This is a genomic window from Maricaulis sp. (genome assembly GCF_048269565.1).
Lineage (GTDB): Bacteria > Pseudomonadota > Alphaproteobacteria > Caulobacterales > Maricaulaceae > Maricaulis.
In genome coordinates, this window is the sequence record NZ_JBLXIK010000006.1 from 82,462 (window position 1) to 95,770 (window position 13,309).

A 13,309-nucleotide genomic window follows, 5' to 3' on the forward strand; every position below is an offset into this window, starting at 1 on the left:
ACCGATGCTGCGGATCACCATCGCATTCCTGCTCGCCCTCCTTGTCGGACTGGTCGTCTTTCTGCCGCTGAAACTGGTGCTGGGTCTTGCCGGGCCCGGGCTTGATCTCAGCCGGGCGGAGATTCACGGGACGGTGTGGAATGGCAGTGTGCGCGGCGCCCGGATCTCCGGGCAACCGCTGCGCCGGGTCCAGATCCGTCTCCACCCGCTGGCCCTGTTCACGGGCCGGGCCAGGGCCGACTGGGTGATCACCGACCCCGGCCTGCGCGGGCGTGGCCAGGCGGCAATTGATGGGCGCGGCGACTGGAGTGTAAGCCATGCCCGGCTGGCCGCATCCCCTGACCGGCTCGGGATCCGGCCGATTCCAGGTCTGACGGAGACAGCGCTGGTGGATATTTCGATCGAGCGGCTGGACTATCGCGGCGGAGCCTGCGCGCAGGCGGCTGGCGAGATCAACGCCTCCATTCCCGGTGGCCAGGCCCAGGCCTTTGGTGTCGCACTGCCGGACATGACAGGGCCGGTGCGGTGCCGCGATGGACGCCTGGCGGTGCTCGTCTCGGGCGAAAGCGCCGACATGACGGTCGAGGCCGAGGCGCTGGTGGCTGCAGCATCGAGCGAGTGGCAGATCGGGGTCGAGACCGCCAATCCTGACCTTGCCAATGCCCTGGCATTCACCGGTTTCGTCCAGACGGCCAATATCTGGCGCCGCAACGGGGTGACGGACCATGCGCGCTGAAGCCATTGCCAGCCTGATCGCTGCCGGTCTCGCGCTGACGGCCTGCCAGTCGGTCGGACCGTTTGCGGCACCGGCTGCCGAACCGGTGCAGACCCATGCCGCCGGACCGGCGCCGGTTACGGATGGGCTGGGCCCGCAGCGATTGCAGGCCGGGGAATGCGGCGTTTTCCTGTGGCGCGCCAGTGGCGGGCATGAGCTGCTCGCCTTCGAGAACCTGACGCGCGGCGAGATCGTGTTTCTGGTTGAGGGCGAGGCCGTTCACCGGGCCAGCCCGGTGATTGAAGGGGCGCTGGTGGTCGGCGATGCCTATCAGCGGCGTTTCGCGGGCCAGGGCCCGGTCCGCGAGGTGGTGATTTCCGGCCAGTTCAACGAGGTCATTGCCGAGGGGCTGCGTCTGAATCGCGGGGTCTTCAGCCTCGTCGAAGCCGACGATGGCCGCCGGGTGATCCCGGTCCTGGGGCATTATTCCTGCCGTCAGCCATGATCCGCCGCATGGGGCCCGCCGGGCCAGGCCGGTATTGCGGCGCGTCGCAAAACATTCACGAAAATTCAATGCGATGGTCATGCTGTCACGGCAATTTGCCGCAATGACTGATCGCAAAACCATCACGGCCCTGGCCAGCCTGTCCCACCCGGTTCGCCTCGACCTGTTCCGGCGTCTGTGCGCGCGCTTCCCCACGGCCGTTTCCGCCGGGGATCTGGCGTTTCACTATGCGGTGCCGCGATCGACGATGACCGGTCATCTGCAGACCCTGGAACGCGCTGGCCTGATCCGCGCCGAGCGGCGCTCGCAATTCATGTTCTACGCGGCCGACAAGGCCGGCACGCGCTGGCTGGTCGAGACCATGTTGTCGAATGTGCTTGGCGCGTCGCCGGAACTCACCGGGCAGGAATTCGAGGCGGATGTGCCGCCGGCCAAGGCGGCGTCCTCGCGCGTCTGAAATCTGGCCTCAAGCCGACATTCAAACCGCAGGGAATTGCTGCGTTGCACGGTTTCCCGTGACCGGTTCCGGCCTGCTAGGATAGGGCAGACCCACGCAACCCTGCCGGAGTGAATCGATGTCCGAGCCGTTTTCAATTGTCCAGGACGGGCCGATCGCCCGTCTCACCTTCACCCGTCCGGAGCGCGCCAATGCGCTGGGCGCGGCGTTCTGGCAGACCTTCCCCGGGGCGATTGATGCGCTCGACCGCGCCGGCCAGACCCGGGTCCTGGTGATCGAGGCGGAGGGGCGGCATTTCTGTTCCGGCATGGATACCGATGCCTTCACGGCCCTGGGCGGCAGCGATACCGCGCATGACCGCCTGCGCTTCCGCTCCAACCTTCTGGTCCTGCAAGAGGCGCTGACCCGGCTGGAGCAGACCGATTTCGCCGTCGTGGTGGCGATCCAGGGTGCCTGTCTGGGCGGCGGTCTCGACCTGGCGCTGGCCTGCGATATCCGGGTCTGTTCGGAGAATGCCAGTTTCGGCATCGAGGAAAGCAATATCGCCATTGTGGCCGATCTCGGCAGCCTGCAGCGTGGCGTGCACGCCCTGCCCTACGGCGTGATGGCCGATCTGGCGCTGACCGGACGGCGCATGCCGGCCGCCGAGGCGGCACGTTATGGACTGGTTGCTTCGGTGGAAGCCAGCGACGAGGCCTGCCGCGCCCGGGCGCTCGAGATCGCCAACAGCATCGCCGGCAAGTCACCGCTGATGGTCGCGGGGATCAAGCGCAGCCTGCAAAATGCGCGTGATGCGACGATTGCCGATGGTCTGAAATTCATTGCCAACTGGAATGCCGGCATGTTTGCACCCGCCGAAGTCGGCGAGGCGCTGGTCGCGCGGGCCGAGAAACGGGCGGCCGAATTTGCACCGCTGGTCACGCCGCCGGCAACCGGCCCGGCGGACTGAGCCCGGGCGATCAGGGTTGCGGTGCAGGCGCGGGATCGCGGCTGATGGTGCGAAAGCCGATATGCGAGGCTGAGAAGTCCCATTCCTGGGCCTGGCGCGCGGCCGGCCGGAAGCGGGCGCAAAAGTTCGGCGCGCACAGATAGGAGCCGCCGCGAATCGTGCCTGTCGCCGGGTCGGCGCTGAACGGGCTGGAGGTCCATTCCCAGACATTGCCGGTCATGTCGACCAGGCCGAGATCATTGGGCGGATAACATCCCACCGGTGCGAGGCCGGCGAAGCCGTCATCGCCGGTATCGATCACCGGGAAGGGGCCCTGCCAGCTATTGGCGCGCCATTCGCCACCAGGCCGGAATTCATCGCCCCATTCGAACTCATGCCCGGCCGCGCCGGCGCGTGCCGCGATTTCCCATTCGGTCTCGCTGGGCAGTTCGCCGCCGGCCCAGTGGGCATAGGCGAGGGCATCGGCATAGGCGATGTGGACGACCGGATAGGACTCCAGCCCTTCGATGGAACTGCCCGGGCCATAAGGCGCGCGCCATGACGCACCGGGGACGAAGCTCCACCAATAGCCCTCACCGGCGCTGACGCCGAATACGGCAGAACCCGCCACCAGTGCCGCCGGGTCGATCCCGGGATAGGCGGCCGGGTCAGGGTCCTGTTCGGCGATGGTGACATAGCCGGTCTCTGCGACGAAGCGGGCGAACTGGGCATTGGTGACCTCGTGCCGGTCGATCCGGAAGCCAGCGGTCTCGACCTGCAATGGCCCCGTCTCTTCCCGATACTGGCGCGGCGCCCCGATCTCGTACCGGCCGGCCGCAACCTGGATGCGGTCGTCGGCAGCAAGGCTGTCGCACTGCCGGATCGGCGTGGCTGTCGGCACGGATCCCTGGCGCGGTAGCAGGAGCAGCGTGGCCACGCCGGCCGTGGCCAGCAGCACGGCAACGGAACCCAGTTTCCAGACCTGCATCACCGGCTCCCCCGCCTCAACGCCAGACCTGGAAGGAAATACTGTCATCGCCGGCCGGCAGGCTGACGACCATGCCATCTTCAGCGACGCGGATCGGCCCGGAATAGCCTGCCGGGGCATCGCCGAGAAAGGCAGCATTGAGGCTGCGGCTTGGCACGGCGGGCACGACATGCGTGAGCACCAGCGCGCGGGCCTGGGCCAGACTGGCTGCGGCCGCGGCCTGTTCCGGTGTCGTGTGGTAGTCGCGGATATCGGTCATGATCGTATCGAGCCGGTCATTGCCGAGCCGGCGGGCGCCATCATTGATGATATCGAGCAGGCGCGGTTGCAGCGCCTCGACGACGAGCAGGTCTGACGCCGCCGCGAGGGCCTGGAAACCGGGCGAGTTGTCGGCCACCAGATCGCCACTGATGACCAGAGAGCGGCCAAGATAGTCGAAGCGATAGGCCACGGCAGGGCTCGCCGGGGCGTGGTCAACGGCGACGGCCCAGATGGTGAGTCCGCCATTTTCAAGCAGTTTCACCGGCGCTGTCCGTTCGAACCCGGTGGTCTCGAAGGGTTGCGCCACCATGCCGAAGCCGGATGGCGGGGCAATGCCCTCGCCGTGATGGCCGGTGCGGTAGGTCGCATCGAGGCCATAGGCCAGGTTGAAACCCGCGATGATGTCATCGACGCCCCCCGGTCCCATCACCGGCAAGGGGTCCGTATGTCCGGTCCCGATCCAGCGCTGCAGGGCGAGATCGCCGAGGCCGCCGATATGGTCGGAGTGAAAATGCGTCAGCAGGACGGCTTCGATCTCGCCAGCCGGCAGGCCCATCAGCAGGAGGTTTGTCACCGAGCCGGCACCGGAATCGACCACGAACAACCGGTCACCGGCGATCACAACGGCGCAGCTTGGCGCGCGTGATGGATCGGGCAGGGGCGAGCCGGTGCCGCAGAAAGCCAGGTGCAGCCCGTCGGGAAGGGATCCGATCCGGTCGAGTGACATTTGGCGATCGACACGGCGCTCATACAGCGCGGTTGCCAAGCGGGACTGGAACAGGGCGGCCAGGCCGGCCAGCACGAGGGCGAGGGCCAGGATTGCGAACAGGGCGCGTTTGAGGGTTGTCATTGTCGTTGTTCCATCGCCTGCGGTTCTGCCTGCCGTGAGAGTTCGTCCTCGACCTGCCACAGGCGGTCCTGCCCCCAGACGGCGAGCTCGCCGGTATGGAAAGAGGGCACGCCCCACAGGCCCAGTTCGAGCAGGCGCTCGCGATTGGCTTCCGCAATCTCGCGCCAGGCGTCGTCTTCGAGTGCCGCCCGGGCGGCGCTCCAGTCGAGGCCGGCGCGCTCCACGAGCCGGCGCAGGCCGAGATCGGATCCGGCATCAACGCCCTCGGCCCAGACACCGCGCAGGAAGCTCAGCAGGAAGGCGCGGCCCTGGGCCTCGCCCTGTTGCATCGCATGGTGCAGGACGGCGAGGCCGCGTTCGGTCGGACGGCCGAGCGGGTCACAGACATCGCCAAACGGCAGGCCGAGGCGTTCGGCCTCGCGTTTGGCATCGAGCATGAAATACACGCCCTTGCGGCGCGGCACCGGCAGGCTCCGCATCACCATTGGCAGCACGAAGCGGATCTCGGCCCGCGCATTCCAGCGGTCGGCCAGCGCGAAGGCGCGCTCCATGGCGAGATAGGTGTAGGGGCTGCGCAGCGAGGGGTAGATCTCGAGCACGGCACCATTGCAATCGCCGCTCTTCCGGATTTCCAGCGGTGGCGGGGCGAGCGATGCTGGGGTCTCGCCTGCGCGGTTCGCCCCGAGTCCGGCCAGACGCGTCTCGAGATAGTGCAGCCGGTCGGCGCCCCAATACCATTCGCCGGCATAATACAGCGTGCCGCTCTGGAAATGGCCGAGCTGATCGCGCAGGGCCGTGCCACTTTGCGTGGCCAGGGCGGTGGCTTTCGTCTTCGCCTCGCCAAAGCCGGCTGCGGCGGCCGTCATTCCGGCGTCGTCGCGGCGCCAGAGCGCCTCGCCGGTCGCGATCGCCGCCTGGATGGCATCACCATTGCCCAGCGCCGCGGTGATAATCCGGGCGGCGCGCGCTGCGAGTTCGGTGTCCGGCTCATGCCCGGGGTCGGTGAAAGGCAGATCATATCGACGCGCCAGGGCCGCCGTGTCACGCCGGGCATGGCCGGGCAGGCGCGCGGGATCGGGATTGACGTCCGCTGCGGGTGGCGCCACGAGATGGACTTCAAGCTCGATGTCGAAACGCTCGCACAGCCCCGCGGCCAGCGGTGCCATCAGGGCGCAGACCGGATCTTCCGGGCGATGGAAATAATGGACGCGGTGCGGCTCCCCGAGCCGTTGCCGCTTGGCTTCAGCGCGCTGGCGACGGCGTTCGCGCCGATGCGGACTTGTCAGCGCGCGGTAGACTTCCCGTCTCAGCCAGACCCGTATCCCCATCCCTAATTCGCCCAGTTGATGAATTCATCGTCTTCGGTTTTCACCTCGAGGATATTGCGGTCGATATAGACCGGAGGAGCCACCAGGCTTGGCCAGATGGGCTCGGCCTGTTCGGCGTTCAGTGCATTGAGCGCAGCGGTCATGACGGCCAAGCGTTCCGGTTCATCCTCGGCGAGATTGACCTGCTCGGTCGGGTCCTCATTGAGATTGAACAACCAGGTCCGGGGCGGCAGTTCGGAGATCTGCAGCTTCCAGCCATCGCGGAGCAGCACGCGATACTGGTCCGAGCGCCAGAACAGGTCACGCCCGGGGTCTGAAGCGGCATCGGGGTCGATCAGCGGCAGCAGATCGACACCGTCCATCGTCCGGTCCTGCGGCAAGGCCGCGCCGGCCGCCGTGGCGGCGGTGGCAAAGATGTCGACATGGGTTGCCGGGGCCTCAACGACCGAGCCCGCGGGAATCCGCGCCGGCCAGTTCACGAACATCGGCACGCGAATACCGCCCTCGAAAAAGCTCGCCTTCCAGCCGCGATAGGGTGCGTTGATTTCCGGGAAGCCGATATAGCTGGCACCGCCATTATCACTGGAGAAGACGATCAGCGTATTGTCGGCCAGACCCTGCTCTTCCAGCGCCGCCGTGATCTCGCCGACGGCGCGATCCGCTGCCCGGATCATTGCGGCATAGACGCGTAGCCGATGGTCCTCGATCTGCGGCAGGGCCTCATAGTCAGAACGCAGGGCCTGCAGCGGCGTGTGCGGCGCGTTGAGGGCGAAATACATGAAGAAGGGCCGGTTGGCATTGGCCTCGATCGCCGCGACGGCGTTGTCGGCCAGATAATCGGTCATGTAGCGATCAGGATGAAAGCGCGGGCCGCCATTATGGCGCACGGCGAAGTCGAGATTGGGCCAGATAAACTGGTCGATCGGATCGAAATCATGGATCGAGTTGACGACTTCGGGATCGTCGACATCCATGAACAGGGCCGCGCCGGGCAGGAAACCCAGCCATTCGTCGAAGCCCTGGTTTTGCGGCCGGAAGGCCTCCGCCGCACCCAGATGCCACTTGCCGAAGAACAGGGTGTGGTAGCCCCGCTCGCGCAGGAGTTCGGCCATGGTGATCTCGCTCGATGGCAGGCCCTGCTCGTCCAGCGGGATCGTCTGGCTTTCGCGCTCGGCATGGTAGACGGCTTCCTGTGGACCGTAATCAAACGAGCCGAGCAGCCGGTGGAACGCGACCGGGGCGGGCGTGAACTCGAAGCCGAAGCGGGTGGCAAAGCGGCCGGTCATGATCGCTGCCCGTGAGGGGGCGCAGGTTGCATTGCCGGCATAGCCATTGGTGAAAATGGCGCCGCGCGCGGCGAGGGCATCGATATTCGGCGTTTGCAGCAAGCCGCCGGCGACACCGCCGCCGAAGGTCGAGATATCATTGATGCCGAGATCGTCGACCAGGATGACAATGATATTGGGCTGGCGCTCGGACGCGGGCGCGTCAGGTATTTGCGGGCCTTGCTCCCACACCACCGGCTGCGTCTCCATGACTGGGTCCCGTAGACGGTTGATGATGCCGGGAAGGGCGATCCGGTAGTGCAGGAAAGTGCCGTAGGCGGCGCCAAGTACGGCGACGAAAACGAGAAGGGGGACCCACAACCGCTTTGTCATGATCTAGCTCCGATCCTCACCGGTATTGACGATCGAGCGGGCATTCTTCGCGAAGGTTTCGGCGGCGCTTTCGGCGCCCTTGTTCTTCGCCAGCATTTCCGCGAGGTCATAGGGCACCCGGATGCCAGCCGCGGCGGCCGGACGCTGCGCGATCCGGTCGATCCAGCGCTGGACATGGGTGAAGGGTTCCAGCTCGACTCCGGACCAGGCAGCCGTGCGCGCCCAGCACCAGTTGGCGATATCGGCGATCGAGTATTCACCGGCGAGATATTCATGCTTGGCCAGCTGGCCATCGAGCACGCCGAGCAGGCGCGCTGTCTCGCCCTGGTAGCGCTTGATCGCGACATCGATCTTTTCCGGCATATAGCGGTAGAACACATTGGCCTGACCCATCATCGGGCCGAGCCCGCCCATCTGGAACATCAGCCACTGGATGACGCGCGAGCGCCCCTTCGGGTCGGCCGGGAGCAGCTTTCCGGTCTTTTCGGCGAGATAGATCATGATCGCGCCGCTTTCGAACACGGTGAAATCATCGGCCTCGCGATCGACAATCACCGGGATGCGGCCATTGGGATTCATCGCGAGGAAGGCGGGAGTCTTCTGTTCACCCTGCATCAGCTCGATGGCATGGACCGTGTAGGGCAGGCCCAGTTCTTCCAGCAATACCGAGGCTTTCCAGCCGTTCGGCGTGGCTGATGTGTAAAGGTCGATCATGTCCCGCTCCCTACCCCGGCATTTGACAAGGCCGGTGGTTTCAAATGACGGTATGATATGTCACACTATGCGTCAATTGTTTGCGATGGATGCCAACCCGAAGATCGGAATCGAACATGCAGCTAGTCCTGAGAGCGCTCGTCGCCCTGTCCGCCCTCGTGCTTTTGTCGCTGGGGGCCGGTTTTCTGCTCATGCCTGACGTGCCGATGGCCCCGCTGGGCCTGAGCGCTGAAAGCGCCGTCGGCATCAACTTCCTGCGCGGCGATGCCGGCGCCTCCCTGCTGCTGGTTGGGGGCCTGGTGGCCCGGGCGGCCCTGGCCGGTGATGGCAACAAGCTGGCGATCCCGATCATCTGGGTGTTGTTGCTGCTCGGTGGCCGGATCCTCGGCATGGTGCTTGATGAGGGCGGGTTGGCGGCGGCACCGTTGTTCGCCGCCGATTTCGGACTGCTGCTTGTGCTTCTCCTCGGCCGCTGGAAAATGCGGAGCGCCGTGTGACCGCAACCGCTCCCCAACCGGCAGGCCTGTCGACCGACGGCCGCAAGCGCCGGCGCGCCGCCAGCCGCGCCCGTATTGTCACCGCCCTGCTCGAGCTGGTGCGCAGCGGCGTGGTCTCGCCCAGCGCGCATGCGGTCGCGGAGCGGGCCGAGGTCAGCCCGCGCACGGTGTTTCGCTGTTTCCAGGATATGGAATCGCTCAACCGGGAAATCATTCACGCCCTGCATCGCGAATTCCTGCCTCGGGCCCAGCTCGACCTGTCGACGCCGGACCGGCGCGAGCGTCTGCGGGGGGTGGTGGGCAATCGCGCCTCGATGTTCGAAGACATGACCCCGTTTCGTCTCGCGGCCGAAGCCCGGCGGCACGGCTCGCCGGCGCTGCAGGGCGACCATGCCTTCCTGGTCGCAATGGAGCGTGAGCGCCTGGTTGCGGCCGTCAATCCGGACAATGCTCTCGACCCGCAAACCTTCGAGGCGCTGTCGGCGACGACCTGTTTCGACTTCTGGCGCCGGCTGCGCGCCGACCAGGGCCTGACGCCCGAGGCTGCGGCCGGAGTGATGCTGGCAGCGGCGCTGGCGATCTTTGACGCCGGCCCTGATGCCGGCCCGGTGCCTATTGACGCCGGCGGCTGAACCACCAGCGAATACCGGCCGCAATCGCCCCGAGACCAAAGACCAGCACCAGCGCGAGTTGCCAGCCGTAGAATTCGAGCTGGCGTTTGAGTGCGTTGATGGTGATCTGGTTGTGGATATCGTAATTGTCCGGCAGCTCCAGCACCCCGTTTGTCGCCGCGTAGATATTGTAGTCCGCCAGCATGCTGGCCAGGACATCCGGGCGATCGCCGGCCAGGTCACGCGTTTCGCCCGGGTCCAGCGAAAGATCGAATAACTGCCAGCCGCCATCGCCCCAGGGCGGCATGTTGCGCACCAGTTTGTAATCGCCCCGGAACAGCGCTGAATTGCCCGAGACCTCGAAGCCGATTGCCTCGTGAGGCTGGTAGGCGGTCGGGGATTCGCCGGAGATGACTTGGCGCAGGCTGCGGCCGGTCAGCGCTTGTGTGTCGTCGGACAGCCCGGCCAGGTCCAGGATTGTCGGTGTGACATCGGTGACAAAGCCCGCGGCGGCGCTGCTGCCCCCGGCCTCGATGCCGGGGCCGGCGATCACGAAGGGGACGCGCAGCCCGCCTTCGGAGACATAGAATTTGAACAGGTTGAAGGGGGCGGCAGCGGCCATCGCCCATTCGGGACCGATGAAGGCATAGCTGCCTCTTTCGCCGAGGTTTTCGAGCTCACGGCTGTAGCCGTGCAGAGACATCCAGGTCGTGAAACCCGGCTCGGCGACCGGATTGCTGGGTTCCGGGCCGTTGTCCGAGGTGATGATGAAGATGGTATTGTCGAACTGGCCCGTCGCCTCGAGATGTTCGACCAGGCGTCCGAGATGGTGGTCCATCGCTTCGAGCATGCCGGCATTGACGGCCATCGACCGGGCATAGAGGGCCCGATCAGCCTCGGAAAGGTCGGTCCAGGCCCGCATCGGCTCGGGCAGGGGCATCGCCTCGGTGGTCTCCGGCACAAGGCCGAGCGCAATCGCACGGCGGGTGCGGGCCTGGCGCAGCGATTCCCAGCCTTCGCTGTAGGTGTCGGCATAATGGTCTGTGAATTCGCGCGGCGCCTGCACCGGGATGTGAATGGCCTGAAAGGCGAGATAGGCGAAGAAGGGGTCGTCGCTGCCGGCACCGGTGTCGATATAGTCAATCATCCGGTCGACGAGGAATTGCGAGGAGTAGAACTCGTCCGGCAGATGTGTGCGTTGCCCGTCCTCGAACCAGTCGGCGGTGCGGTAATAGGGCATGTAGGGCGTCTCGTCCCAATTATCGGCGCCGGAGGCGTCGAGCACGAAGGAGCGGTTGAAACCATGGGCGTCGGGCAGGGCGCCCTCGTCATGGCCGAGATGCCATTTGCCGGTCATGTAGGTGCGGTATCCGGCCGCCTGCAGCCGGTCGGCAACAGTCACTACGCCGGGTTCGAGGCTCATGCCATAGCCGGGCTGGCCGCGATGTTCCGGTGGCAGGACTTCAGGGATGGTCGCCAGGCCGGTGCGGTGGTTGTCGAGACCGGTCAGCAGCATGGCCCGCGAGGGCGCACACAGTGGGGAGGACCGGTAATTGGAAAACATCATGCCGCGCCGGGCCAGCCGGTCGATCACCGGTGTGCGGGCTTCGCCGCCATAGATTCCAAAATCCATGTAGGCCGCATCATCGACCAGAACGAGCACGAAATTCGGGCGTTCCGCAGACACCATGGCGGCAGGCTGTGCCAGTGCACTCGGTGCCGTCAGCATTGCGGCGACGAAGCCGATTCCGGCCAGCATTCCCTTCGCGTTCGCCCCCATGCTCCCCGTCCCCCGTCACGGCCACAAAATTCTTCTGGCACACACTATGACATTAGTTGGCCGGACGCAATCGGCGAGCGACCGGGCGCGCCTCGCGGAGCCGGGATGCGACATCCTGTCGGTTACGTAATGTGACGTTATCTTGTATCGATGGCATCCTGTCTCTGAAGGAGACTTGGAAGCTCATGCGCCTGCCTCAGAGTCATCATCGCAATCCGGCTTCACTGCCCGATTGGCGGCGGGTTGGACTTGGCCTGGTCGCGGTCCTGCTGATGAGTCTGCAGGGAGCGGCGGCCCTGGCGCACCGCAACGCTCACTATCAGGAATTCGAGCCGGCCTATACCAGCCCGACTGCTGTCGCGGGATCAGATGCGCCAATACCGGGCAATTCGCCCCCGGCCGCGCAATGCAAGCTCTGCCAGTCCTCGATCGAGGCCGTCTCGATCCTGCCCGGGACGCAGGCAGGCCTGTCGATGCCGTTTACGGTCTCCATCGCCGCACGCCCTGTTCTCCATCAGGCCCGGCCACGTGCGCCGCCCGGCAGTGTCTGGCGCGTCCGCGGACCACCGCCTTCACTCCACGCCTGACTGCCGATCTGCCGCAGCGCCCGATCCGGGCGAGGGCGGCCTGTTCCAGCTTTTGATGGAGTCTGTCCATGAGACGACTAATGAACGCGGCCGCCCTTGCCGGCCTGACGAGTATTTGCAGCCCCGCTTTCGCCGATGATGATCTGTCATCGATCCGTGCGGAAATCGACGCGATGCGGAGCGAATACCAATCCCGGATTTCCGACCTCGAGGCCCGCCTCGCCGAGGCGGAGCGCCGCGCCGCCAGCGCCGAGGCGACGGCCAATTCGGCCCAGCGCGCCGTCGCGGTAGCTCCCGCGACCGTCCCGGTGCCTCGCCAGACCATTGCCGCGCCGACCCCGGCCCGCACGGGTGACAATGCCTTCAATCCGGCGATCTCTGTGGTGCTCAACGGGCAGTACACCGCCAGCAGCGAAGACCCGGATGGCGTCGGCATGCCCGGCTTCTCGCTGGACGAGGAGGCTGGCCGCCCCGAACGCGGCTTCAATCTCGGCGAGTCCGAAGTTGTGCTGACGGCCAATATCGATCCGAGCCTCTACGGCAATCTCACCTTCGCCCTGACGCCTGAGGGCGAGGCGGAAGTCGAGGAAGCCTATATCCAGACCACAGCATTGGGCGGCGGTGTCACGCTGCGCGGCGGACGTCTGTTCTCGGGCATCGGCTATCTCAACGAGGTGCACGGCCACAACTGGTCCTTCTCCGACCAGCCCTTGCCCTATCGGGCCTTCCTTGGCGGCCAGTATGGTGATGATGGCGTCCAGATGCGCTGGCTCGCCCCGCTCGACCAGTATGTCGAGTTCGGCGCCGAGCTCTACAAGGGTGACAGCTTCCCCGCTGGCGGTGCCGCCAATGGTGGTGCCGGCGCCCAGGCCGTGTGGGTGCGCACGGGCGGGGATCTCGGTGACAGCTCCAGCTGGCTGGCTTCCGCGTCGTACATGAATGCCGATGCCGAGGACCGCGACATCGACGGTGCGCTCTTCACCGGCAATGAGACGCTGGGCATTCTCTCGCTGGTCTACAAGTGGGCACCGGGCGGCAATCGCCGCGACCGCAATCTCACCCTGTCCGGCGAATACTTCTTCGACAACATGGATGGTGATTACGACGCCGTTGCGGTCAATCTCGACCGCAGTGGCTGGTATGCCCAGGGGGTGTATCAATTCCGTCGCCGCTGGAGTGCCGGGGTGCGCTATGCCGCGATGACCCCGGACAGTGTCCCGGCGGCACTGACGGGTTCGACGCTGGATGCCGGTGGCCTCGACCCCTGGGCCGTGACCGCCCTGCTCGAATTCGACACCAGCGAGTTCGGCCGATTGCGCGCCCAGTTCACGCATGACGAGACCGGTCCGATCGAGAACGACGAGTTCCGGCTGCAATACACCGTCATCTACGGGCCGCACAGCGCTCACCGCTATTGATCGAAGGAACAA

Annotated in this window: 14 protein-coding genes; 8 read left to right on the forward strand and 6 right to left on the reverse strand. The window is 65.9% G+C overall.

Annotated elements, in window-relative coordinates; all coding sequences use genetic code 11:
* The first annotated feature begins 4 nt into the window (after positions 1–4).
* From gspN to ACN0YL_RS11980, 4 genes are all read left to right on the forward strand, one after another.
* Entirely contained in the window at positions 5–736 is a 732-nt protein-coding gene (gspN, locus tag ACN0YL_RS11965; protein WP_417498137.1) for a type II secretion system protein N, read from the forward strand.
* Positions 726–1,220, forward strand: a complete 495-nt coding sequence (locus ACN0YL_RS11970) for a hypothetical protein (RefSeq protein ID WP_417498138.1) — start codon at positions 726–728, stop codon at positions 1,218–1,220. Before gspN ends, ACN0YL_RS11970 begins: the two co-directional genes overlap by 11 nt.
* A 103-nt stretch (positions 1,221–1,323) precedes the next feature.
* Positions 1,324–1,677, forward strand: coding sequence for an ArsR/SmtB family transcription factor (locus tag ACN0YL_RS11975; protein WP_417498139.1), 354 nt, complete (start codon positions 1,324–1,326; stop codon positions 1,675–1,677).
* Between the two features lie 118 nt (positions 1,678–1,795).
* On the forward strand, positions 1,796–2,626 hold the full coding sequence (locus tag ACN0YL_RS11980) for an enoyl-CoA hydratase-related protein (RefSeq protein WP_417498140.1): 831 nt from the start codon (positions 1,796–1,798) through the stop codon (positions 2,624–2,626).
* A gap of 10 nt (positions 2,627–2,636) precedes the next feature.
* Here the strand turns inward: ACN0YL_RS11980 and ACN0YL_RS11985 are convergent, their stop codons facing one another.
* The 5 genes from ACN0YL_RS11985 to ACN0YL_RS12005 are packed head-to-tail and all read right to left on the reverse strand — an operon-like array spanning position 2,637 to position 8,404.
* Complete coding sequence (locus tag ACN0YL_RS11985) at positions 2,637–3,641, reverse strand: SUMF1/EgtB/PvdO family nonheme iron enzyme (protein ID WP_417498141.1); 1,005 nt, start codon at positions 3,639–3,641, stop codon at positions 2,637–2,639.
* The gene (locus ACN0YL_RS11990) at positions 3,610–4,704 is read right to left on the reverse strand and encodes an MBL fold metallo-hydrolase (RefSeq protein ID WP_417498142.1); all 1,095 of its coding nucleotides are present in this window, start codon (positions 4,702–4,704) and stop codon (positions 3,610–3,612) included. Before ACN0YL_RS11990 ends, ACN0YL_RS11985 begins: the two co-directional genes overlap by 32 nt.
* Positions 4,701–6,032, reverse strand: a complete 1,332-nt coding sequence (locus ACN0YL_RS11995; protein ID WP_417498143.1) for a DsbA family protein — start codon at positions 6,030–6,032, stop codon at positions 4,701–4,703. The genes ACN0YL_RS11990 and ACN0YL_RS11995 overlap by 4 nt, the downstream gene beginning before the upstream one ends.
* A gap of 2 nt (positions 6,033–6,034) precedes the next feature.
* Positions 6,035–7,690 carry a sulfatase-like hydrolase/transferase gene (locus tag ACN0YL_RS12000; RefSeq protein WP_417498144.1) on the reverse strand — a complete coding sequence of 552 codons (1,656 nt, stop codon included), beginning with the start codon at positions 7,688–7,690 and terminating at the stop codon, positions 6,035–6,037.
* A 3-nt stretch (positions 7,691–7,693) separates the two neighbouring features.
* Positions 7,694–8,404 carry a glutathione S-transferase family protein gene (locus tag ACN0YL_RS12005; RefSeq protein WP_417490585.1) on the reverse strand — a complete coding sequence of 237 codons (711 nt, stop codon included), beginning with the start codon at positions 8,402–8,404 and terminating at the stop codon, positions 7,694–7,696.
* A 116-nt stretch (positions 8,405–8,520) separates the two neighbouring features.
* On the opposite strand from ACN0YL_RS12005, the gene ACN0YL_RS12010 reads away from it, so the two are divergent.
* Positions 8,521–8,901 (forward strand): hypothetical protein, encoded by a 381-nt coding sequence (locus ACN0YL_RS12010; RefSeq protein WP_417490586.1) that lies wholly within the window; start codon positions 8,521–8,523, stop codon positions 8,899–8,901.
* Positions 8,898–9,533: a TetR/AcrR family transcriptional regulator gene (locus ACN0YL_RS12015; protein WP_417490587.1), complete on the forward strand. Its 636-nt coding sequence runs from the start codon at positions 8,898–8,900 to the stop codon at positions 9,531–9,533. Before ACN0YL_RS12010 ends, ACN0YL_RS12015 begins: the two co-directional genes overlap by 4 nt.
* On the opposite strand, the gene ACN0YL_RS12020 is transcribed toward ACN0YL_RS12015, so the two are convergent.
* Positions 9,514–11,292 (reverse strand): arylsulfatase, encoded by a 1,779-nt coding sequence (locus tag ACN0YL_RS12020; RefSeq protein ID WP_417498145.1) that lies wholly within the window; start codon positions 11,290–11,292, stop codon positions 9,514–9,516. The genes ACN0YL_RS12015 and ACN0YL_RS12020 overlap by 20 nt on opposite strands.
* Before the next feature lie 185 nt (positions 11,293–11,477).
* Here ACN0YL_RS12020 and ACN0YL_RS12025 point away from each other — a divergent pair, with 185 nt between their 5' ends.
* Together ACN0YL_RS12025 and ACN0YL_RS12030 are read left to right on the forward strand one after the other, a co-directional pair.
* The gene (locus ACN0YL_RS12025; protein WP_417490589.1) at positions 11,478–11,879 is read left to right on the forward strand and encodes a hypothetical protein; all 402 of its coding nucleotides are present in this window, start codon (positions 11,478–11,480) and stop codon (positions 11,877–11,879) included.
* A gap of 68 nt (positions 11,880–11,947) precedes the next feature.
* Entirely contained in the window at positions 11,948–13,297 is a 1,350-nt protein-coding gene (locus ACN0YL_RS12030) for a hypothetical protein (protein ID WP_417498146.1), read from the forward strand.
* The last annotated feature ends 12 nt before the right edge of the window (positions 13,298–13,309 follow it).